The organism is Pseudomonas graminis (assembly GCF_004364335.1).
Taxonomy (GTDB): Bacteria; Pseudomonadota; Gammaproteobacteria; order Pseudomonadales; family Pseudomonadaceae; genus Aquipseudomonas; species Aquipseudomonas graminis_D.
This window is the reverse complement of record NZ_SOCR01000005.1, coordinates 137,429-158,734: the sequence shown is the minus strand read 5'-3', so window position 1 is coordinate 158,734 and position 21,306 is coordinate 137,429. Positions and strand designations below refer to the sequence as shown.

Genomic DNA, 21,306 nt, shown 5'->3' with positions numbered 1-21,306 from the left:
GACAGATCGAAATCGCGGGCAAGCGCGCCCCTACGTCCGTCCCGGACAGAGCGGAAATTAAGCCTTCTCCTCTCGCGACTGGCTCGCCACCCGCGTATGACGCAGCGTCGGCACCAGGAACGCCATCGCGAGGATGCAAGCGGACACCAGCAGCACGAAGCCGCCGTCCCAGCCGAAGTGGTCGACCGTGTAACCCATCAGCGCGCTGGCGGCGACCGAGCCACCGAGGTACCCGAACAGGCCAGTGAATCCCGCTGCGGTGCCGGCAGCTTTCTTCGGCGCCAGCTCAAGCGCCTGCAAGCCGACCAGCATCACCGGGCCGTAGATCAGGAAACCGATGGAGACCAGCGCAATCATGTCGACGGTAGGATTGCCTGGCGGATTGAGCCAGTACACCAGCGTCGCAACGGTCACCATTGCCATGAACACAATCCCGGTCAGGCCACGGTTGCCACGGAAGATTTTGTCGGACATCCAGCCGCACAGCAGCGTGCCCGGGATGCCCGCCCACTCGTAGAAGAAGTAGGCCCAGGACGTCTTGTCGACGTCGAAGTGCTTGGCTTCTTTCAAGTACGTCGGCGCCCAGTCCAGCACGCCGTAGCGCAGCAGGTAGACGAACACGTTGGCCAGCGCGATGTACCAGAGCATTTTGTTGCGCAGGACATATTTGACGAAGATCTCTTTGGCGGTGAATTCCTCTTCGTGGCTCGCGTCGTAGCCTTCCGGGTAGTCGTTCTTGTAGTCCTCCACCGGCGGCAAGCCCACAGACTGCGGGGTATCGCGCATGGTGACGAACGCGAACAGGGCGACAAACAGCGCAACCGCCGCAGGCACATAAAACGCGGCGTGCCAGTCGTTGGTCCAGCCGAGTCCGAGCAGGAACAGCGGGCCGATCAAGCCGCCGCCGACGTTGTGCGCCACGTTCCAGACCGACACCACGCCACCACGTTCCTTCTGCGACCACCAGTGCACCATCGTGCGTCCGCTCGGCGGCCAGCCCATGCCCTGGGCCCAGCCATTGATGAACAGCAGAATGAACATGATTGTCACACTGGATGTCGCCCAGGGTGCGAATCCGAACACGAACATCACCAGCGCTGAGATCACCAGCCCGAATGGCAGGAAGTAACGCGGGTTGGAGCGATCCGACACCAGCCCCATGAGGAATTTCGACAGTCCGTACGCAATGGCAATCGCCGAGATCGCGAGGCCCAGTTGACCACGGGTGTATCCCTCATCGATCAGGTAGGGCATGGCCAGCGAGAAATTCTTGCGCAGCAAATAGTAGCCGGCGTAACCGAAGAAGATGCCGGCGAAAATCTGCCAGCGAAGGCGGCGGTAGGTGGAGTCGACACGCTCCTCAGGCAGCGGAGCCTGATGTGCGGCAGGACGGAAAAAGGCAAACATCGGGACACTCCATTTATTTTTTTGTTATGCGAATCCGAATATTACATTTTCGTTACAGAAAATAGGAAGGCTTCTCATCGGACGAAGTGCGCACTCCCATGCCCGGCTGTCCGTAGCCAGGCTATGGGTACCGCTTACCTGCCAGGGTGTTTACAGGTGCCATGGAAAATTTTGCGTTTCGCGGGCGCGTCATTTGTGTAGTGCCTGCAGATTTGCAGCTAACGCTTAAAGATGGCGCGAGCGACGCGCATCAGATACAGCGGGTAAGGAAGCAAAATTGGAAGGCGGAAATGGAGGCCTACTCTACAGTCGTGTGCGTTTTTCCAGGTTTTTTTCGTGAGACCGCGCGGCAGCTTCACATGTTGTTTAACGCATTTGTTGATGAGTGCACTGACATTGCGCTCCATGAATTTGAGCGCAACTGCAGATCCCTGATCAAGAGACCTCACATGTTTCTTGAGTTCTGTGATTGTGTTGAGATAGGCAGCGTAACTGGCCATTACGTAGTCAGCATTTTTCCGACTCTGTGTTAGAGACCCGGTGCGTTCGCGATAAAAGTAATAGTCGGCCGATGCGGCGTAAGCTCTTTGACTGTGGAGATATATACACATGCTGAACGCATGATCTTCATGCGCTCTGCCCTCTAGCGCGACGGTGAACCGATCACACACAGACCTACGGAAAATATATTGCCACATAGCAGCATGGTATTTTTCGGACAGGATTAAATCCTGTAGCAGCGCACCCCCTGACTCGAACCAGCCTTCACGTGTTGCTGCGGTGGTGCGCCGATTGATGACGCGTCCTTCAGGACCCTCGGTGAAAGAGCGTTTAGAAAAGTAGAACAACTCAATGTTCGAGTCAGCCTCATATCTCGTAGCAAACTCTGCGAACAAACCCGCTCCAATTACGTCATCCGGATCGCAGAAAAACACGTAGTCGCCGGTTGCCGTTGCCAAGCCGCGGCGACGTGCCTCCCCGACCCCTTGATTCTCCTGGCTCACGACTAAGAGCTCGGGACGATGACCGAACTGCTCTTCGATCACTGCAAGTGTTCCGTCGGTCGAACCATCGTTGATTATGATGACTTCGAAAAGCGGGACCGTTTGGTTGAACAGTGAGCTAAGCGTTTCCGAGATATAGGCCTCCACGTTGTACGTGGGTAGAACCACAGAGATTTTAGGAATCATCGAGCTAGCTTCTAATGGTGTTATGTCGGGGCAGAGGACTTTACGATGAAGATGAGTAATGAACAACGCAAGCAAATCTCAAACCTCTCCCCTCTGACTGTATCGGCCGTGAAATATACGGAACACATCAGGTGCCGTCGCGGGTTGTTTAATGACGTGTTGATTTTTTGGGACCGATCCTACGCTTCCCTGGGAAGTCATGAGCTATTGCCGCTGCAGGCCAGCGCACAAAATGCGCGCCAGTCTTTTGCACCCACGCAGAAGGCAGACTGGAGGGGCGCGGGTGACGACAGTGATGAGCAGATGGGTTCTATGCGTGATGTGTGCGATTTGTATCGCAGCGAGCGCGGACGACGGCAGTGTGGAGTTTGATTACCGCAGGGCGCCCGCCTGGCCTTATTCGCTTTCAAAATCGGGAATATCCGGGTGGGTCGTCTACGACCTGAAGGCGCACCATGACGGACGGGTTTCCGAGCCTGAAGTGCTGGACAGCTCGCATCCTCTGTTTTCCCTCGCCGTCGTAAAGGTGGTGCCAACGTGGCGCGTAAAACCCTGGGGCGTCAGTGAGCAGCGTCCGGCAGTTATCTCGCTGCGCCAGGAGCATTACTTCGTCCACCCGCGTGAAGGAAATGCTCACGTGCCTTGGCTGCATCGGAGTCTGCGCCACCTGTCCTGCGCGAAATTCAACAAGCGCTTCGACGACTTCCAGCAGAACTCCTCTGATCTTGAACAGGTGGAGATGAGCGTGTTCCGGCACACCTACAGCGTGCTGGCGAGGGTGGCGACTTACAGAAAGCTGTCCGACCAGCAAAGGTTTGCCCTGGGGGATGAGATGGCAGATGCAGTTCCGGAGGTCATTCAGCGATGCCGGGCGAATCCGGAACTGCGTTACAAGGACGTGTTGCCTGATCAAGTGAGGATGATGCTGTGAGCGCGTACAGAGAACTCCGCAGGGTGAGCTCCGTTTCTTCAGAGCGGGGTAGATCCCGATCCTCGTTACCTGACGCTCACCACCACCTTGCCCACCGCTTTACGCTGCGCCAACGATTCAATGGCTTCCGCCGCTTGCTCCAGCGGGTAAACCTTCGACACCAGTGGCTTCAGCCTGCCCTCGCTGAACCAGGTGAACAGTTGCTGGAAATTCGCCGCGTTGTCTTGGGGCTGGCGCTGGGCAAATGAGCCCCAGAACACACCCACAACCGAGGCACCTTTCAATAGCGCGAGATTGACCGGCAAGTCGGGAATGCGACCACTGGCGAAGCCGACGACCAGCAATCGCCCGTTCCAGGCGATGCCGCGAACAGCCTGATCAAAAAGGTCACCGCCCACAGGGTCATAGATCACATCGACGCCATTGCCATGGGTGAGGCGTTTGATTTCATCCTTCAGATTGCTTTCGCTGTAGTTGATCAACTCGTCGGCGCCTGCTTTTTTGGCGACCTCAAGCTTCTCTGCGCTGCTGGCGGCGGCAATCACGCGAGCGCCCATGGCTTTGCCGATTTCAACCGCGGCGAGGCCGACGCCCCCGGAAGCGCCGAGGACGAGGAGCGTTTCGCCGGTTTTTAGATTGGCGCGCTGGGTGAGGGCGTGCATGGACGTGCCGTAGGTCATGCTGAATGCGGCGGCGGTGGTGAAGTCCATCGCTTCGGGAATGGGCAGGACGTTGTAACCGGCCACGGCGATCTGTTCAGCGAAACTGCCCCAGCCGGTCAGCGCCATCACCCTGTCGCCGACACGAACATGGCTGACCTTTTCACCGACAGCCGTCACGACGCCCGAGGCTTCACCTCCGGGCGAGAACGGGAAAGGCGGCTTGAACTGGTATTTTCCTTCGATGATCAGCGTGTCCGGGAAGTTGACCCCGGCAGCGTGCACGTCCAGAAGAATCTCGTTCTTCTTCGGCTCCGGGCCTGGAATGTCCTCCAGCACCAGATCTGCAGCGGGACCGAAGGCTTTACAAAGCACGGCTTTCATCGAGGGCTATTCCTTTTTCGGGGGTGGCCGATAAGTACAGGTAGCGAGGTTGTGGGGTCAATGAGCATGCCCCGGCCTGATAGGTGTGCATAAGCTGAAGTAAGCTATGCGGCAAAGCGGATTGAGGAGCGGACTGTGAAAGCGTGGATTGTGATGTTGATGGCATTGTCGATGCCTGTTGTAGCGCTGGCCGAAGAGGGCGGCGAGAAAGAAGATCCGAACAAGGTTTCCTACGTGGCGTTGACGCCACCCTTCGTGGGCAACTACTCACTGGACGGCAGCCCGAAACTGCACGTCTATAAGGCTGACGTCGCCTTGCGCGTGACCGGCGCTGAAGCGCAGAAACTGGTGAAGCAGAACGAGCCGCTGATTCGCAACCAACTGGTGGCATTGTTCACTCAGCAAACAGTCGACAGCATGGGTAACGTCGATGCCAAAGAGAAGTTGCGTCAGGAAGCCCTGAAGCAGACCCAGCAAGTGCTGACCCAGGAGACCGGCAAGCCCGTGGTTGATGATCTGCTGTTCAACAACTTTATCGCCCAGTAACACGCTTCATTCTGAACTCAGCGCAGGCCCAGTACGGCGGCCCATTCTTCGTCCGTCATCGGCATGACGGACAAGCGGCTGCCTTTCTGCACCAGAGGCATCTGCTCCAGCGCGGGTTGTTGCTTCAGAAACCCCAGCCCCAGCACGTTCGGAAACGCTTCCACGAACCCCACATCAAGCGCGCTCCAGGGATTTTTCTCCTCGGTGGCTTTGGCGTCGAAGTAGTGGCTTTTTTCGTCCAGCGCCGTGGGATCGGGATATGCGGCCTTGACGATTTTTCCGATGCCGGCAATCCCGGGCTCGGGGCAGCTGGAATGGTAGAAAAAGAACTGATCGCCCACGGCCATCGCCCGCAGAAAGTTGCGGGCCTGGTAGTTGCGGACACCGTCCCAGCGTGTCTGCCCGAGCTTTTTCAGCCCGCTGATCGAGAGCTCATCGGGCTCGGATTTCATCAGCCAATAGGCCATTTATAAGGCTCCTGAACAAGTCTTGGGAAAGTTGTCCTACGCTTTGATGACAAACCGACAGTCGGCTGGCGTCAGTATTTGCGTGTTGCGTCACGTTGCCGCAGAATGCCGGCATTTTAAGGGCTGCACGACTTGGCAGCCTTGTTTAAACGCTACCGATTTCAGATTCTGATTCGTTACAAAGGGGACGATGAATGCGACGCAAGCCGGATGTACTGTGGATATTGGCAATTTTGTTCGGCTTGGGAATCGTCACCACCGGTTACGCGCAAAGTCTGTGGGCTGCCAAGGCAGACGCGCCGGTTGAAATCACTCAGCAACAACCGTCACAGCTCCGCCGCTAAAGCGCTTTTTTGCAGCGCGCTTTTCTTGCACAAGCGCGCACTGCTGACGATTCAGCCCGCCATATACCAACGCTTATCCGTCACTGTTCCTGCCAACGGAACATCCCAACTGGCGACCGCCAGTTTCCCGACTTTCTGACACTCGTGGGCCAGTCCCAGCAGCACCGGCTTGCGCCAGGTTTTACGACGCGCGAGATAAGCCAGGCTGCGGTCGTAAAAGCCGCCACCCATGCCGAGACGCCCCCCTTGCGGATCGAATCCCACGAGCGGCATCAGCACCAGGTCCAGCGTCCAGATCTTGCGTTGTCGCCTGGCATTGATACGTGGCTCCGGGATGCGGAACCGGTTCGGCCTGAACTTTTCCCCGGGGAGCACGCGCTGAAATACCATTTTCGTTCGCGGCCAGGCGCTGAGCACCGGCAGGTAAGTGGTCTTGCCGCGTTTTTGAGCGGCACGAAGGAGCAGGCTCGGATCGATTTCACCGTCCATCGGAAGGTAAAGAGAAACGTGTCTGGCGCGGCGAAAGAGTGGGTTTTGCGCAAGTTGACGGTACAAGCCCTGCGCCGCCTGTCGCTGTTCTGCCGGGCTGAGCGCGCGACGATTATGGCGAAGCAGCCGACGCAACTGTTGTCGAGAGAGGGTTGAAGGATCTGGGAGGGGAGCGGCGCCGGATGAGGTCATGCTGGCGGGTCCGTGAGGCTTTGAAAAGTGATGTCGTGTAATCAGGCAGATTCACGATGCCCACCGCCAGACGGGACGCCTGGCGATGGGTAGAAGGTTCGAGACTCCCCGACGAACCGCTGTCGGTGTAGCCCTTGAACCCGAAAGTTCAAGGTGGAGATTGCAGGAGGTTTTAAGGCTTTCCGTCGAGCGGACATGCACACCAACCCCAACGTGCAACCCCCGTGGTTGTGCGTATCGGCTCAGGGACATGACCGACTGGCAAGCACTCCAGGGAGCGGTCGCAAGTATACCCAATCATGTCCGAACAATCAGCCTTGTGCTTTATCCGAATCCGTGGCAAGGACCAGGTCTACACGGTCCAGCAAATCGCGAACCTGCTCGCTGTTGGCACCATTGACCTGGGCCTTTGCGGGTGGCAGTTCCTGTTTGTGCAGAAGGTCATGGGTAATGTTCAGTGCGGCCATCACCGCAATACGGTCGGCGCCGATGACTTTGCCGCTGCTGCGGATCTCGCGCATTTTGCCGTCCAGATAACGCGCGGCGCTGACCAGATTGGTGCGCTCCTCTTGCGGGCAGATGATCGAATATTCTTTGTCGAGGATTTGCACGGTGATGCTGTTGCCATTACTCATGAGTCTTGCTCCAGGGCCTTGAGGCGCGAAATCATGGACTCGACCTTTTGCCGGGCGATTTCGTTTTTTTCAATGAGTTGAGCGCGTTCCTCGCGCCAGGATTTTTCCTGAGCTAATAGGAGTCCGTTTTGACTTTTTAGTTGCTCGACACGATTGATCAATAACTCCAGTCGAGCCATCAGCGCTTGCAGGTCGTTGTCTTCCATTGTTTTCCACTGAATACTTTCAGATGAGTGGTGCAGGCGCTGGCGTCTGGATTCGCCCCGGGCATCGCCTGATAGCTTGGGCCCGTCTGCCGGTGCTACGATACAAGGCCTCCATTCTAGACATTGCGCCGCCTGGCGCCTAGTTGCCCATGCCTATTCAGAATTCCCCGTACAACGGCTTCGCCACCCTGCTCGCCAGCAGTGGTCATCATGTATCTCCTGCCGAATTGCACGGCCTCTTGCTGGGCCGCAGTTGCGCCGGCGCAGGCTTCGATGCAGATGAGTGGCTGGCCGACGCCCACCTGCTGCTGGAAACAGAGCCTGACGACAAAGTGCGCCAAGCCCTGATCGGCTTGCAGGCAATGGTCAAAAGCGAACTGACCGGCGACGACATGACCGTCGTGTTGCTGTTGCCCGGCGATGACGAGCCTCTGGCTGCCCGCACCGCCGCCATGGCCCAGTGGTGCCAAGGTTTCCTCAGCGGCTTTGCCCGAGTGGGTGGTCAGTCACTGAGCGGTGATGCCAGGGACGTGCTGCAAGACTTGGCCGCCATCGCTCAGGTTCATGATGCGCTGGACGAGTCCGAAGACGGCGAGAGCGACTACATGGAAGTCATGGAGTACCTGCGCGTTGCGCCGTTGCTGCTGTTCACCGAGTTCAACCAGAAAACCGACGCCGAAGACGACGCCAAGCCGTCTTTGCACTGACATCGCGTCACTGCTGCTTCGGCCATGCCTCCTTTGCGCGGCGCTGGCCGAAGCGACCCTCACGGAGAATCGCACTTGCCCATGATTCATATCCCGAAAGCCGAGTATGCCCGCCGCCGCAAGGCGTTGATGGAGCAGATGGAGCCCAACAGCATCGCCATTCTGCCGGCGGCGGCTGTGGCCATTCGAAATCGGGACGTTGAGCATGTGTACCGCCAGGACAGCGACTTTCAGTACCTGAGTGGCTTCCCCGAACCCGAGGCGGTGATCGTGCTGATCCCAGGCCGCGAGTACGGCGAGTACGTCCTTTTCTGTCGCGAGCGCAATCCCGAGCGCGAGTTGTGGGACGGCCTGCGCGCGGGCCAGGACGGCGCGATGCGCGAGTACGGCGCCGACGATGCCTTCCCGATCACCGACATCGACGACATCCTGCCCGGCCTCATCGAGGGTCGCGATCGGGTGTATTCGTCCATGGGCAGCAATCCTGAATTCGACCGCCATGTGATGGAGTGGATCAACGTCATCCGCTCCAAAGCGCATCTGGGAGCGCAGCCGCCGAAAGAATTCGTTGCGCTCGATCACCTGCTTCACGACATGCGCCTGTATAAATCGGCGGCCGAAGTGAAGGTGATGCGTGAGGCCGCGCAGATCTCGGCCCGAGCGCACGTGCGGGCGATGCAGGCCAGTCGCGCCGGGCTCTACGAGTTCAGCCTGGAAGCGGAGCTGGATTACGAATTCCGCAAGGGCGGCGCGAAGATGCCCGCCTATGGCTCCATCGTCGCTTCGGGGCGCAACGCCTGCATCCTGCATTATCAGGAGAACGATGCCCCGCTCAAAGACGGTGACCTGGTGCTGATAGACGCCGGTTGCGAGATCGACTGTTACGCCAGCGATATCACCCGCACGTTTCCGGTGAATGGCAAGTTCTCCCCTGAACAAAAAGCGATTTACGAAGTGGTGCTCCGATCCCAGGAAGCGGCGTTTGCGGCGATCAAACCCGGCAATCACTGGAACCAGGCCCATGAGGCGACGGTTCGGGTCATCACCGAAGGCTTGGTAGAACTCGGGCTGCTGCGAGGCGCGGTGGATGAACTGATTGCCGCCGAAGCGTACAAAGCTTTCTACATGCACCGCGCCGGACACTGGCTGGGCATGGACGTGCACGACGTCGGCGAATACAAGGTCGGTGGCGAGTGGCGTGTGCTGGAAGCCGGGATGGCGCTGACGGTCGAGCCCGGCATTTATGTGTCCCCGGACAATCAGACCGTCGCCAAAAAATGGCGCGGAATTGGCGTGCGAATCGAGGATGACGTCGTGGTGACCAAAAAAGGCTGTGAAATCCTGACGGGCGATGTGCCAAAGACCGTGGCCGATATCGAGGCCTTGATGGCCGCTGCACGAACCCAAGCCGCATGAGCCGCTTTAATCTGGCCATCGTCGGTGGCGGACTGGTGGGCGCAAGCCTGGCGCTCGCCCTGCAAGCCGGGGCAAAAGCGCGAGGCTGGAAAATCGTCCTGATCGAGCCGTTTGCGCCCGGCGACACCTATCAGCCCAGCTACGACGCTCGCTCTTCAGCGCTGTCGTTCGGCGCGCGGCAGATTTACGAGCGCCTGGGACTGTGGCAGCAGATTAGCCGCCGCGCCGAGCCAATCCTCAACATTCACGTTTCCGACAAAGGCCGGTTCGGCGCTGCGCATCTGTCTTCGATGGAGGAAGGCGTTCCGGCGCTGGGCTACGTGGTTGAAAACGCCTGGCTGGGCCAATGCCTGTGGCAGGCCCTGGACAAGGACGTCATCAGTTGGCGTGTGCCGGCCGAAGTCACGCACATGCAGGCACTGCCCGACGGCTACCAACTGACGCTCAACGATGAAACTCAGCTCACGTGCGACCTGGCGGTGCTGGCCGACGGCGGCCGTTCCAGCCTGCGCGAGCAGTTGGGCATTGCCGTGCGACACACGCCGTACGATCAAAGCGCGCTGATCGCCAACATCACACCGGGCGCTGCTCACGCTGGTCAGGCTTTCGAGCGATTTACCGAAAATGGCCCCATGGCGTTGTTGCCGCTTCCGGACAACCGCTGCGCGCTGGTTTGGACGCGTACCGGCAATGACGTTCAACGCCTGATGGCGCTGGACGATCGAAGCTTCCTGGAAGAACTGCAGGGCGTCTTCGGCTACCGGCTGGGCGCGCTGAAGCAAGTGGGTGCGCGCCATAGCTATCCGCTGGCACTGATCGAGGCCGAAGAGCAGATCCGCTCCCATCTGGTGGTGCTCGGCAACGCCGCCCATAGTCTTCATCCGATTGCGGGGCAGGGCTTCAATCTGTCGCTGCGCGATGCTGCGTCTTTGGCCGAAGCGCTGCTCGCCAGTGACGCGCCGTTGGGCGAGCTGTCGACGTTGCAGGCCTATCGCGAGCGCCAGCGGGTTGATCAAAAACTGACCGTCGGCTTTTCCGATCAAGCCACCCGGCTGTTCAGCAGTCAGCAGTCCCTTGTGACGGCGGGCCGTAATCTGGGCCTCATGGGCCTGGATCTGTTGCCTTCAGCCAAGAGCTGGTTCGCCCGTCAGGCCATGGGGCTGGGGACGCGAAGCGATGTCTGAACACTCCATTCATTCGTGGCCTTTGCCACAACCGAGAACGATTTAAAGCATGGAAACGCGCGCAGATCTGCTGATTGTCGGGGCCGGAATGGTGGGAAGCGCGCTTGCGCTGGCGCTGCGAGACAGTGGGCTGAATATCCTCGTGGTAGACGGCGGGCCGCTGACGGTCAAGCCGTTCGTGGCCGACGCGCCATTCGAGGCACGGGTCAGCGCGCTGTCCATCGCCAGTCAGCGCATTCTCGAGCGGCTTGGCGTCTGGGAGGGCATCGTTGCGCGGCGCGTCAGCCCCTACAGCGACATGCACGTGTGGGATGGCAGCGGCACGGGCAAGGTGCACTTCTCTGCTTCCAGTGTTCACGCCGAAGTGCTTGGGCACATCGTCGAAAATCGCGTCGTGCAGGATGCGTTGGTCGAACGTCTGCATGGCAGCGAAATCGGTTTGTTGGCCGACGCGCGTCTGGAGCAGATGCGTCACTCCGGCGATGACTGGCTTCTGACCCTCTCCGATGGCCGCACGTTGCGCGCGCCGCTGGTGGTCGCGGCCGATGGCGCCAACTCGACCGTGCGGCGCATGACCGGCACTGCGACGCGGGAGTGGGACTACCTGCATCACGCCATTGTGACGAGCGTGCGCACGGCGGACTCCCACCGTAAAACCGCGTGGCAGCGCTTCACTGACGACGGCCCGTTGGCTTTTTTGCCGCTGGATCGAGAGGGTGAGCATTGGTGTTCCATCGTCTGGTCCGTGACCCCGGAGCAATCCGAGCGTTTGATGAAGCTCGACGACGAACGTTTCTGCCGTGAGCTGGAGAATGCCTTCGAAGGCTATCTCGGGAAGGTGATTTCGGCTGATTCGCGTGTTTGCGTCCCGCTGCGTCAACGCCATGCCAAGCGCTATGTGGCGCCGGGCCTTGCGCTGATCGGCGATGCCGCGCACACCATCCATCCGTTGGCGGGGCAGGGCGTCAACCTGGGCTTTCTCGACGCAGCGGTGCTGGCCGAAGTGCTACGCGGTGCGGTCGAGCGCGGGGAGCGTCTGGCTGATGAGCGTGTGTTGAGCCGTTACGAGCGTCGGCGCATGCCGCATAACCTGGCGTTGATGGCGGCGATGGAGGGCTTCGAGCGCCTGTTCCAGGCCGACGCACTGCCGGTTCGCCTGTTGCGCAACGCCGGGCTGAAGATGGTCGATCATTCGGCAGAAGCCAAGGCGTTGTTCGTGCGCCAGGCTTTGGGGCTGACTGGAGATCTCCCGGCGCTGGCAAAGCTCTGACGGCACAGCGTTTGTGTAGGAGCGCGCTTGCCCGCGAAGAGGCCGGTACATTCACCACCTCTTCAGCGTCTGGAGCATTTTTCGCGGGCAAGCGCGCTCCTACAGTGTCTGCATTCTCCATTCAGATCTTCAACACTAAGACCCCGCAACATCCAGTAACGGCTCAATCCTGACTTCGGTTGAGATGGCAGATGCGATTCACTACCATTTCGCCTCGTTTTTCCCCTCTCTCGAATCAGGAGAACCTGCATGCAGGCGAGCAAGCGTCTTTTGGCTGCCCTGGCATTAACCGTGCTCGGCAGCACCGCCCAGGCCGCAGACGAAGTGGTGGTGTATTCCTCCCGAATCGATGAGCTGATCAAACCGGTGTTCGATGCCTACACCGCCAAGACCGGCGTGAAGGTCAAGTTCATCACCGATAAGGAAGCGCCGCTGATGCAGCGCATCAAGGCCGAGGGTCAGAACGCAACGGCTGACCTGCTGCTCACCGTCGACGCAGGCAACCTCTGGCAAGCTGAGCAGATGGGTATCTTGCAGCCGTTCACCTCGCCGGTCATCGATGCCAACATTCCCTCGCAATACCGTTCTTCCACCCACAGCTGGACCGGCCTGAGCCTGCGCGCGCGGACCATTGCCTACTCCACCGACCGCGTCAAACCTGAAGAACTCACCACCTACGAAGCGCTGGCCGACAAACAGTGGGAAGGGCGTCTGTGCCTGCGTACCGCCAAAAAGGTCTACAACCAGTCCCTGACCGCCACGCTGATCGAAACCCACGGCGCCGAGGCGTCGGAGAAGATCCTCAAGGGCTGGGTCAACAACCTGTCGACTGACGTGTTTTCCGATGACATCGCGGTGCTGGAAGCCATCAATGCCGGCCAATGCGACGTCGGCATCGTCAATACCTACTACTACGGTCGCTTGCACAAGGACAATCCGGCTCTCGCCGTGCGCCTGTTCTGGCCCAATCAGTCGGACCGTGGCGTGCACGTCAATCTTTCCGGCATTGGCTTGACCAAATACGCACCTCACCCCGACGCGGCCAAAGCACTGGTGGAATGGATGACGGGCCCCGAAGCCCAGACGATATTCGCCGGCACCAATCAGGAGTTTCCGGCCAACCCGAAAGTCGCACCATCTGAAGAGGTGGCGAGCTGGGGCGCGTTCAAGGCGGACACGATCCCGGTGGAAGTAGCCGGTCGGCGGCAGGCCGAGGCGATTCGCATGATGGACCGCGCAGGCTGGAACTGATCTTTCGACCAAGGCCCCCGAATGATCGCGGGCTTCGTCAATCTGCAACTCTCCATGAGTAACCCTTTTGGCCCACTCCCCCCAGCGTCGCTGGTATCCCCTGGTTTTCACCATTGCCGCGCTGGTGCTGCTGCCGTTAAGCGTGCTGCTGTTCTCTTGGCAGACCATTGATCAACAGATCTGGTCGCACCTCTGGGCAACCCAGATGCCACGGCTGCTGGGCAACACCCTGACGCTGGTGATTGGCGTAGGGCTGGGCGTTACGCTGCTGGGCGTGAGTCTGGCGTGGCTGACGGCGTTGTGTGAGTTTCCGGGGCGGCGCTGGCTTGACTGGGCACTGATGCTGCCGTTTGCTATTCCGGCGTATGTGCTCGCGTTCGTGTTTGTGGGTTTGCTGGACTTTGCAGGCCCGGTGCAGACGCTGTTGCGCGAGTGGTTCGGTTCCGGCCTGCGTCTGCCTCGGGTGCGTTCCACCGGCGGTGTGATTATCGTGCTGGTGCTGGTGTTTTATCCCTACGTGTATTTGTTGGCGCGTACGGCATTTCTGGCGCAGGGCAAAGGCCTGATGGAGGCGGCGCGCATTTTGGGGCAGTCGCCGTGGCAAGCGTTCTGGCGCGTGGCATTGCCCATGGCGAGGCCGGCGATCGGTGCCGGTGTCGCGTTGGCGTTGATGGAAACCCTGGCGGATTTCGGCGCGGTGTCGGTGTTCAACTTCGACACCTTCACCACCGCGATCTACAAAACCTGGTACGGCTTCTTCAGCCTGTCGAGCGCCGCGCAACTGGCGAGCCTGCTGCTGCTGGCCGTCATGGTCCTGCTGTACGGCGAGCATCGCGCACGGGGGGCGAGCCGGCCGAGCAACGAGCGCCCGAGGGTCAAGGCGCTGTATCACCTGCGCGGCATGAAAGCCGCCGCCGCCAGCTCATGGTGTGGACTGGTGTTCGCCTGCGCGTTCGTGGTGCCGCTGCTGCAGTTGATTGTCTGGGTCTGGCAGCGCGGGCGCTTCGACCTCGACGAGCGCTACGCCGGGCTAATCCTGCACACGCTGTATCTGGGCGGCATCGCAGCGCTGGTCACGGTGTGCGTCGCGATGATCCTCGTCTTTGCCCGGCGTCTCGCCCCCACCCGCGCCATACGCTCAGGCGTCAGCGTCGCCAACATCGGCTACGCGCTGCCCGGCTCTGTGCTGGCGGTGTCGATCATGTTGGCGTTCAGTTACCTGGATCGGGAACTGGTTGTGCCGATATCCAGCTGGCTGGGTGGCGCTGGCAGGCCGTTGCTGCTGGGAAGCCTGGGGGCTCTCGTGCTTGCTTATCTGGTGCGCTTCATCGCGGTCGCATACGGGCCGCTCGAGAACAGCCTGTCGCGCATTCGCCCGTCATTGCCCGAAGCCGCACGCAGTCTGGGTGTCAGCGGACCACGATTGTTTTTCAGGATTTATCTGCCGCTGCTCGTACCGGGTACGTTGAGCGCTGCACTGCTGGTCTTCGTCGATGTGCTCAAGGAAATGCCCGCCACGCTGCTCATGCGCCCGTTTGGCTGGGACACGCTGGCCGTGCGCATCTTCGAAATGACCAGCGAAGGTGAGTGGGCGCGTGCGGCTTTGCCTGCGCTGACCCTGGTGCTGGTCGGGCTGCTCCCGGTCATCGGTTTGATCAGACGTTCGGCCAAGCCGATTGGTTAGGTGCGGGGTCCTAACCTTGCGGCTACAATGCGCCGCAATCGACTCGGTCTGTCAGACAATTCCGCAAATTAGCAAAGGTTTCAGACCCCAATTCACGGGGGATTTGCGGGATTGCCAGTGACTGCGTCTTCGCCACGCCCGGAAGGAGAAACCCATGGGACAGCGTACGCCCCTCTTTGACCTGCACCTCGCGCTCGGCGCGAAGCTGGTCGATTTTGGTGGTTGGGACATGCCCTTGCACTACGGCTCCCAGGTCGAGGAGCACCATCAGGTGCGCCGGGACTGCGGAATTTTCGACGTGTCGCACATGCATGTGCTCGACGTATCCGGCAGTCAGGCCAAGCCCTGGCTGCAGCATCTGCTGGCCAACGACGTCGGTAGGTTGCAACAGACCGGGCAGGCGCTTTACAGCGCGATGCTCGACACCCATGGCGGCATCGTCGACGACATGATCGTCTACCAGACCGACGAAGGTTATCGACTGGTGGTCAACGCAGCCACCGGCGACAAGGACCTGGCCTGGATGAACGCCAACCTTGCCGGCTACGACGTGCGCGTCAAGCACCGCTCGGAGCTGGCCATGCTTGCCATTCAGGGGCCGAACGCCCGGCAGAAGATCGGCGAACTGGTCAATCAGGAACGCACCGCGCTTATCCACACCCTCAGACCCTTCGAAGGCCAGCAGGAAGGCGACTGGTTCATCGCCCGCACGGGCTATACCGGTGAAGACGGCCTGGAGATCATCCTGCCGGCCACCGAAGCCTGCAGTTTCTTCAACGACATGGTCGGCGCCGGCATTTCCCCGATTGGACTGGGGGCCCGCGATACGCTGCGCCTGGAAGCGGGCATGAACCTGTACGGACAGGAAATCGACGAACAGGTCTCGCCGCTGGTTTCCAACATGGCCTGGACGGTGGCCTGGATGCCTGAAGAGCGCGAGTTCATCGGGCGCTCTGCACTCGAAGCGGAGAGAAAGCGAGGCATCTCCTCAAGGCTTGTAGGACTGGTCCTCGAAGAACGCGGCGTTTTACGCGCTCATCAGGTCGTCCGAATAGCGGAAGTTGGCGAAGGAGAGATCACCAGTGGTAGTTTCTCTCCTACGCTAAGCAAGTCGATCGCGCTGGCGCGAGTGCCGATGGCCACCGCTGACCGTGCCGAGGTGGAAATCCGGGGCAAGTGGTACCCGGTCCGAGTGGTTCGACCCGCATTCGTGCGTCACGGCAAGGCCCTGATATAACCTTGATTTGAAAGCCATCCCTGGCGGGTTTTTCCGCTGACCTGATGAAGTAGAGAGGATAAGAACATGAGCACTATTCCCGCCGACCTGCGTTTTGCCGAGAGCCACGAGTGGGCGAAGCAAGAGGGTGATCTGATCGTTGTAGGTATCTCTGATCATGCGCAGGAAGCGCTGGGTGACGTCGTGTTCGTCGAGCTGCCTGAGGTGGGTAAGGTTTTCGCGGCCCCTGGCGATCAGGCCGGCGTCGTTGAGTCGGTAAAAGCTGCTTCAGACATCTACTCGCCCGTGGCGGGCGAAGTCGTCGAAGTCAACGAGACGCTGGCCGGTGAGCCAGAGGCATTGAACAACTCGCCTTACGATTCGTGGATCTTCAAGGTCAAGCCTGCCAATGCCGCTGACCTGGGCAAGCTGCTCGACGCAGCCGGCTACAAGGCGCTGATCGGCGAATAACCCGATCAGTCAGACATAAAAAAGCCGCTCGGATGAGCGGCTTTTTTGTGGGAGCGGGATCGGCGTTATGCCGCCGACTCGTCACAACAGGTCCAACTTATTGCTCGGCAACCAGATTCTTAGCCAGGATGGCGTTTGCCAAGTCCATGTCCGATGCCTTCAGGGCGGGATTGTCTTTGCGCACTTGATCCATGGCTGCTTCCAGGTATGGGCCACGGATTTCGCCATTGCTCGCCACGAAGCTGCCAGCGTCGTCTTGTGCGGCAACGATCAGCTTGTGGTGACGGAAGGTGAGGTAGGTGGAACCGGTAGTAGCACCAGACGAAAGCACATCCCGCAGAAAACCGTCGGCCATTGCTGAACCGACCGGCAGGGAAAGCAAAGCTAACGTGGCTACAGCAAGTTTAAGACGCATGATGGGTACTCCGATGTTGGTTTGTTCTGAAACGATTTGATACGCCATCTTCCGTTCTAGTTCCCCATGGGCAGGGCGTCATATCACCTCGACCTGCAAAGTCGTCCCGGACTGAGAGTTCATCAACGTTCACCGAGTCGCTGTTGATGACGGTGAGAAGTCGATCGGGCAGAGTAAGGTGACTGCAATCTGCGCAGCGAACCTTCCGTATCTGACAGGAGGACGAGCTGGCGCAGCCAATCAAGACTCTAGCCACAAAAACAATAGGAGGGCTTTATGGCTGTTCTGGAAAGTTTTCGTCTCGACGGCAGGGTGGCGCTGATTACCGGCTCCAGCGCAGGCATTGGTCTGGCAATTGCCCGGGGCTTGGCCGAAGCGGGAGCCACGGTCGTGCTCAATGGCCGCAGTGCCGAGACGCTGCAATCGGCCGCCCAGGCGCTGACGGCCGAGGGGCATGCGGTTCACACCCAGCGTTTTGATGTGACGGACAGCGCAGCGGTCGCCGCTGCGGTTAAGGAAATCGAAGAGCGCGTCGGACCGTTGGAAATCCTCGTTAACAACGCCGGCATACAACGCCGTGGGCCGCTGGCGGAGTTCGCCGAGGCTGACTGGCACGAGCTGATGCGCACGAACCTGGACAGCGCGTTCTTTGTCGGTCAGGCCGTCGCGCGGTGCATGATCCCCCGTGGACGCGGGCACATCATCAATATCTGTTCAGTGCAGAGCGAGCTGGGGCGCCCGGGTATCGCGCCGTACACGGCAAGCAAGGGCGCGCTGAAGATGCTGACCAAGGGCATGGCGATCGACTGGGGCCCGTTCGGTCTCAACGTCAACGGCATCGGGCCGGGCTACTTCAAGACCGAGCTGAACGCTGCGCTGGTGGCCAACACCGAATTCAGCGACTGGCTGGTGCAACGCACGCCGAGCCGTCGTTGGGGCGAAGTGTCGGAGCTGGCGGGCGCGGCGGTGTTTTTGGCCTCGGACGCGGCCAGTTTCGTCAACGGCCACATCCTGTACGTCGACGGTGCCATCACGGCATCGCTGTAATCCGGAGAATGATCATGCAAGCGATTGTCTGCCATGCCGCGAAAGACCTGCGTGTCGAGCCCGGCAACGAAGCGTTGCCGTTGTCTGCCGGCCAGTTGCGCGTACGCGTTGCTCGCGGCGGGATCTGCGGCTCGGATCTTCACTACTACCAGCACGGCGGCTTCGGTGCCGTTCGGCTGAAAGAGCCGATGGTCCTCGGCCATGAAATCTCGGCGGTCATCGATGAAGTCGGCGACGCGCAGAGCGCTTTCAGCGTCGGACAGCGGATTTCTGTATCGCCGTCACGGCCATGCGGTGACTGCAAGTACTGTCACGAAGGCCTGCCCAACCATTGCCTGTACATGCGTTTTTACGGCAGCGCGATGCCGTTTCCGCACATTCAGGGCGCGTTCCGCGAGCATCTGGTGATCGACTCAAGCCAGGCCCATGTGTTGGCGCCGACCACGACGCTGGCTGAGGGCGCACTGGCCGAGCCCCTGTCGGTCGGGCTTCATGCGATCCAGCGCGCCGGCGGCGTGTTCGGCAAGCGTGTGCTGGTGACCGGCTGCGGCCCGATTGGCAACCTGTTGATCGGCAGCCTGCGCGCGGCGGGTGCGTTGCAGATTATTGCCGCAGACCTGAGCGACAGCGCGCTGGCCTGCGCGCGCCGCATGGGCGCCAGCGAAACCCACAATCTGCGCGACGAGCCCGAAGCACTGGCGCGCTATACCGCCGACAAGGGTTATTTCGACGTGATGTTCGAGGCCTCCGGCAGCGCGCAAGCCTTGCGCGATGGCCTGACCTGCCTGCGCCCGCGCGGAATTGTGGTGACGGTCGGCCTCGGTGGCGATGTGGCGATTCCGCTGAATCTGGTGGTGGGCAAGGAAATCGACCTGCGCGGCACCTTTCGCTTCCACCCCGAATTCGCCCAGGCGGTGGACTTGCTCAATCGCAAGGTGATCGACGTGACGCCGGTGATCTCCCACACCCTCGAGTTTCAGGACGCGGTGCAGGCGTTCGAGTTGGCGGGAGACAAGCAGCAGGCGATGAAAGTCGTGCTGGATTTCGGGGTGCCGGACCAGTGAAAGCACGGCGTTGATGAAGGTGTGATCGGTGATTGCCGGCGCGTAAAACCTGTAGGAGCGCGCTTGCCCGCGAAGGCGTCAGATCGTCTAACACAAAGGTAAATTGACCCACCCAAATTCCGTAGGAGCCGGCTTGCTGGCGACGGCGTTACGTCAGCTACGAATGCATCGACTGACACGCCTCATTCGCCAGCAAGCCGGCTCCTACAGCGATTGCGGTGTGTCCGTTAACTCGGTGATGAGTCATCTGACGTTTTCGCGGGCAAGCGCGCTCCTACAGTCGGCGGGCCTAGCGCTGGTCGCTCTGCGGTGTCACGCGCAGCACCTCTTCAACCGTCGTCAGCCCCGCTGCGACTTTTTGCGCGCCGGACAGCCGCAGGCTGCGCATGCCGTCCTTGAAGCCCTGGCGACGCAACGCCGTCAGGTCCAGGTCCGCCGTGATCAGCGACTTCACGGCGTCCGACATCAGCATGATCTCGTACACCCCCGCACGCCCGCGATAACCCGTGTCGCGGCACTCCGCGCAACCCACCGCCCGGTGCGCGCCGGTTGGCACTGGCGCCTGCCACGGCCGCGTCAGGGTCTGCCAGTCCACTTCATCCATTTCGATCGGCGCCTTGCAATGCGGGCACAGCGTACGCACCAGACGCTGGGCCATCACGCCGAGGATCGTCGCCTTGAGCAGGTAATGCGGCACGCCCAGCTCCAGCAGACGGCTGATGGCGCTGGGCGCGTCGTTGGTGTGCAGCGTCGACAGCACCAAGTGACCGGTCAATGCCGCCTGAATCGCCATTTCTGCGGTTTCCAGGTCGCGAATCTCGCCGATCATGATGATGTCCGGGTCTTGCCGCATCAGCGCACGCACGCCGCTGGCAAAGGTCAGGTCGATATTGTGCTGCACCTGCATCTGATTGAACGCCGGCTCAACCATCTCGATCGGGTCCTCGATGGTGCAGAGGTTCACCTCCGAAGTCGCCAGCATCTTCAGCGTCGTGTACAGCGTTGTGGTCTTGCCGGAACCGGTCGGGCCGGTCACCAGAATGATGCCGTTGGGCTGCCGCGTCATGCCCTCCCAGCGACGCAGGTCATCGCCGGAGAACCCGAGCTGGTCGAAGTCCTTGAGCAGCACCTCCGGGTCAAAAATACGCATGACCATCTTTTCGCCAAAGGCCGTGGGCAGCGTCGACAGCCGCAGCTCCACTTCGCCACCGTCAGGCGTCTTGGTCTTGACCCGACCGTCCTGTGGCTTGCGCTTCTCGGCCACGTTCATCCGGCCCAGGCTTTTCAGGCGGCTGGTGACGGCCATCGCCACCTGGGGCGGGAATTGATACACGTTATGCAGCACGCCGTCGATGCGGAACCGGACGGTGCCGGCCTCACGGCGGGGCTCGATGTGAATATCACTCGCCCGCTGCTGGTAGGCGTACTGGAACAGCCAGTCCACGATATTGACGATGTGCGCGTCGTTGGCGTCCGGCTCCTGATCGCTGGCGCCCAGCTTGAGCAACTGTTCGAAGTTGCCCATGTTGCTGGTTTTCTGATCGCTGGCGCTCGCGCCGCTGACCGATTTCGCCAGCCGATAAAACTCGACGGCCAGTTTCTGCACGTCGACGGGATTGGCGACGACGCGTTTGATCGGCATCTTCAGTACGTGGGTCAGGTCGGCTTCCCACGCACTCACGTAAGGCTGCGCGCTGGCGATGGTCACCGCGTCGCGATCGACGTCCACCGCCAGAATCTTGTGGCGCTGGGCGAAGGCGTAGGACATCAACGGGGTCACGGCGGCGACGTTGATCTTCAGCGGGTCAATGCGCAGATACGGCTGGCCGGATTGCTCCGCCAGCCAGGCGGTCAGGGTTTCAAGGTCGAGTTTCTTGCCGGGCCGCTTGTGGTTATCGAACTGCTGGGTGGCGATGAGTTCGAGCGGGTGGGCGTGGAGATTCTGCGCGGCTCGGCGCAGCGTGAGCGCATATTCGGCATTGTCCTGATCGAGGTATCCCTGCGCGACGAGGTCACGCAATACTTCGTTCAGATCCAGCCAGCGGTCCTGAGATGATGAGGCGAGGACGGACATGCGGGCTCCTTGGGACGAGACGGCTTACTTCGGTGTTGAGCAAGAGTAGTCCCAAGC

At 60.4% G+C, this 21,306-nt stretch carries 23 protein-coding genes and 1 other RNA gene; 14 read left to right on the top strand and 10 right to left on the bottom strand.

Features of this window, described 5'->3' with window-relative positions; genetic code table 11:
• Window positions 1-57 precede the first annotated feature (57 nt).
• Both glpT and EC919_RS10635 read right to left on the bottom strand, forming a co-directional pair.
• Window positions 58-1,407 carry a glycerol-3-phosphate transporter gene (glpT, locus tag EC919_RS10640; RefSeq protein ID WP_133773731.1) on the bottom strand — a complete coding sequence of 450 codons (1,350 nt, stop codon included), beginning with the start codon at window positions 1,405-1,407 and terminating at the stop codon, window positions 58-60.
• A gap of 218 nt (window positions 1,408-1,625) precedes the next feature.
• A complete protein-coding gene (locus tag EC919_RS10635) occupies window positions 1,626-2,597 on the bottom strand; it encodes a glycosyltransferase family 2 protein (RefSeq protein WP_133773729.1) in 972 nt (323 codons plus the stop codon).
• A 45-nt stretch (window positions 2,598-2,642) separates the two neighbouring features.
• Between EC919_RS10635 and EC919_RS27145 the strand changes: the two genes are divergently transcribed.
• On the top strand, window positions 2,643-2,969 hold the full coding sequence (locus EC919_RS27145; RefSeq protein ID WP_166650524.1) for a hypothetical protein: 327 nt from the start codon (window positions 2,643-2,645) through the stop codon (window positions 2,967-2,969).
• Window positions 2,959-3,528, top strand: a complete 570-nt coding sequence (locus EC919_RS10630) for an energy transducer TonB (protein WP_166650523.1) — start codon at window positions 2,959-2,961, stop codon at window positions 3,526-3,528. The genes EC919_RS27145 and EC919_RS10630 overlap by 11 nt, the downstream gene beginning before the upstream one ends.
• A 65-nt stretch (window positions 3,529-3,593) precedes the next feature.
• Here EC919_RS10630 and EC919_RS10625 read toward each other — a convergent pair whose 3' ends face one another.
• The gene (locus tag EC919_RS10625) at window positions 3,594-4,571 is read right to left on the bottom strand and encodes an NADPH:quinone oxidoreductase family protein (RefSeq protein WP_133773725.1); all 978 of its coding nucleotides are present in this window, start codon (window positions 4,569-4,571) and stop codon (window positions 3,594-3,596) included.
• Between the two features lie 135 nt (window positions 4,572-4,706).
• Between EC919_RS10625 and EC919_RS10620 the strand changes: the two genes are divergently transcribed.
• Entirely contained in the window at window positions 4,707-5,117 is a 411-nt protein-coding gene (locus EC919_RS10620) for a flagellar basal body-associated protein FliL (RefSeq protein WP_122623502.1), read from the top strand.
• 17 nt (window positions 5,118-5,134) lie between these two features.
• Here EC919_RS10620 and EC919_RS10615 read toward each other — a convergent pair whose 3' ends face one another.
• Window positions 5,135-5,584 (bottom strand): EVE domain-containing protein, encoded by a 450-nt coding sequence (locus tag EC919_RS10615; protein WP_133773723.1) that lies wholly within the window; start codon window positions 5,582-5,584, stop codon window positions 5,135-5,137.
• A 194-nt stretch (window positions 5,585-5,778) separates the two neighbouring features.
• Between EC919_RS10615 and EC919_RS10610 the strand changes: the two genes are divergently transcribed.
• Window positions 5,779-5,928 carry a hypothetical protein gene (locus EC919_RS10610; RefSeq protein ID WP_133773721.1) on the top strand — a complete coding sequence of 50 codons (150 nt, stop codon included), beginning with the start codon at window positions 5,779-5,781 and terminating at the stop codon, window positions 5,926-5,928.
• A gap of 51 nt (window positions 5,929-5,979) precedes the next feature.
• Here EC919_RS10610 and EC919_RS10605 read toward each other — a convergent pair whose 3' ends face one another.
• The 4 genes from EC919_RS10605 to EC919_RS10590 all read right to left on the bottom strand — a co-directional run bounded on the left by EC919_RS10605 (window position 5,980) and on the right by EC919_RS10590 (window position 7,450).
• Window positions 5,980-6,609: a 5-formyltetrahydrofolate cyclo-ligase gene (locus EC919_RS10605; RefSeq protein ID WP_133773719.1), complete on the bottom strand. Its 630-nt coding sequence runs from the start codon at window positions 6,607-6,609 to the stop codon at window positions 5,980-5,982.
• Window positions 6,610-6,710: 101 nt separating this feature from the next.
• A non-coding RNA gene (gene ssrS / locus EC919_RS10600) (6S RNA) lies at window positions 6,711-6,889 on the bottom strand.
• A gap of 31 nt (window positions 6,890-6,920) precedes the next feature.
• Window positions 6,921-7,244 (bottom strand): cell division protein ZapA, encoded by a 324-nt coding sequence (locus EC919_RS10595; protein WP_133773717.1) that lies wholly within the window; start codon window positions 7,242-7,244, stop codon window positions 6,921-6,923.
• A complete protein-coding gene (locus tag EC919_RS10590; RefSeq protein WP_037016503.1) occupies window positions 7,241-7,450 on the bottom strand; it encodes a TIGR02449 family protein in 210 nt (69 codons plus the stop codon). The genes EC919_RS10595 and EC919_RS10590 overlap by 4 nt, the downstream gene beginning before the upstream one ends.
• 149 nt (window positions 7,451-7,599) lie before the next feature.
• On the opposite strand from EC919_RS10590, the gene EC919_RS10585 reads away from it, so the two are divergent.
• The 8 genes from EC919_RS10585 (at window position 7,600) to gcvH (ending at window position 16,649) form a co-directional block, all read left to right on the top strand.
• Window positions 7,600-8,157: a YecA family protein gene (locus tag EC919_RS10585; protein WP_133773715.1), complete on the top strand. Its 558-nt coding sequence runs from the start codon at window positions 7,600-7,602 to the stop codon at window positions 8,155-8,157.
• Window positions 8,158-8,238: 81 nt separating this feature from the next.
• On the top strand, window positions 8,239-9,573 hold the full coding sequence (gene pepP / locus EC919_RS10580; protein ID WP_133774195.1) for a Xaa-Pro aminopeptidase: 1,335 nt from the start codon (window positions 8,239-8,241) through the stop codon (window positions 9,571-9,573).
• Window positions 9,570-10,757: a 2-octaprenyl-6-methoxyphenyl hydroxylase gene (gene ubiH, locus EC919_RS10575; protein WP_133773713.1), complete on the top strand. Its 1,188-nt coding sequence runs from the start codon at window positions 9,570-9,572 to the stop codon at window positions 10,755-10,757. Before pepP ends, ubiH begins: the two co-directional genes overlap by 4 nt.
• A gap of 49 nt (window positions 10,758-10,806) precedes the next feature.
• Window positions 10,807-12,027 (top strand): 2-octaprenyl-3-methyl-6-methoxy-1,4-benzoquinol hydroxylase, encoded by a 1,221-nt coding sequence (locus EC919_RS10570; protein WP_133773712.1) that lies wholly within the window; start codon window positions 10,807-10,809, stop codon window positions 12,025-12,027.
• Window positions 12,028-12,276: 249 nt separating this feature from the next.
• A complete protein-coding gene (locus EC919_RS10565) occupies window positions 12,277-13,278 on the top strand; it encodes an extracellular solute-binding protein (RefSeq protein WP_133773710.1) in 1,002 nt (333 codons plus the stop codon).
• A 67-nt stretch (window positions 13,279-13,345) separates the two neighbouring features.
• The gene (locus tag EC919_RS10560) at window positions 13,346-14,962 is read left to right on the top strand and encodes an ABC transporter permease (protein ID WP_133773708.1); all 1,617 of its coding nucleotides are present in this window, start codon (window positions 13,346-13,348) and stop codon (window positions 14,960-14,962) included.
• A 154-nt stretch (window positions 14,963-15,116) separates the two neighbouring features.
• Entirely contained in the window at window positions 15,117-16,199 is a 1,083-nt protein-coding gene (gene gcvT / locus EC919_RS10555) for a glycine cleavage system aminomethyltransferase GcvT (protein ID WP_133773706.1), read from the top strand.
• 66 nt (window positions 16,200-16,265) lie between these two features.
• On the top strand, window positions 16,266-16,649 hold the full coding sequence (gene gcvH / locus EC919_RS10550) for a glycine cleavage system protein GcvH (protein ID WP_133773704.1): 384 nt from the start codon (window positions 16,266-16,268) through the stop codon (window positions 16,647-16,649).
• Window positions 16,650-16,746: 97 nt separating this feature from the next.
• Here the strand turns inward: gcvH and EC919_RS10545 are convergent, their stop codons facing one another.
• Window positions 16,747-17,064, bottom strand: coding sequence for a DUF2388 domain-containing protein (locus EC919_RS10545; RefSeq protein WP_065987516.1), 318 nt, complete (start codon window positions 17,062-17,064; stop codon window positions 16,747-16,749).
• A gap of 276 nt (window positions 17,065-17,340) precedes the next feature.
• Between EC919_RS10545 and EC919_RS10540 the strand changes: the two genes are divergently transcribed.
• Window positions 17,341-18,111, top strand: coding sequence for a glucose 1-dehydrogenase (locus EC919_RS10540; protein WP_133773702.1), 771 nt, complete (start codon window positions 17,341-17,343; stop codon window positions 18,109-18,111).
• A gap of 14 nt (window positions 18,112-18,125) precedes the next feature.
• On the top strand, window positions 18,126-19,175 hold the full coding sequence (locus tag EC919_RS10535) for an L-idonate 5-dehydrogenase (protein ID WP_133773700.1): 1,050 nt from the start codon (window positions 18,126-18,128) through the stop codon (window positions 19,173-19,175).
• Between the two features lie 289 nt (window positions 19,176-19,464).
• Here the strand turns inward: EC919_RS10535 and EC919_RS10530 are convergent, their stop codons facing one another.
• Entirely contained in the window at window positions 19,465-21,249 is a 1,785-nt protein-coding gene (locus tag EC919_RS10530) for a GspE/PulE family protein (protein ID WP_133773698.1), read from the bottom strand.
• Between the last annotated feature and the right edge of the window lie 57 nt (window positions 21,250-21,306).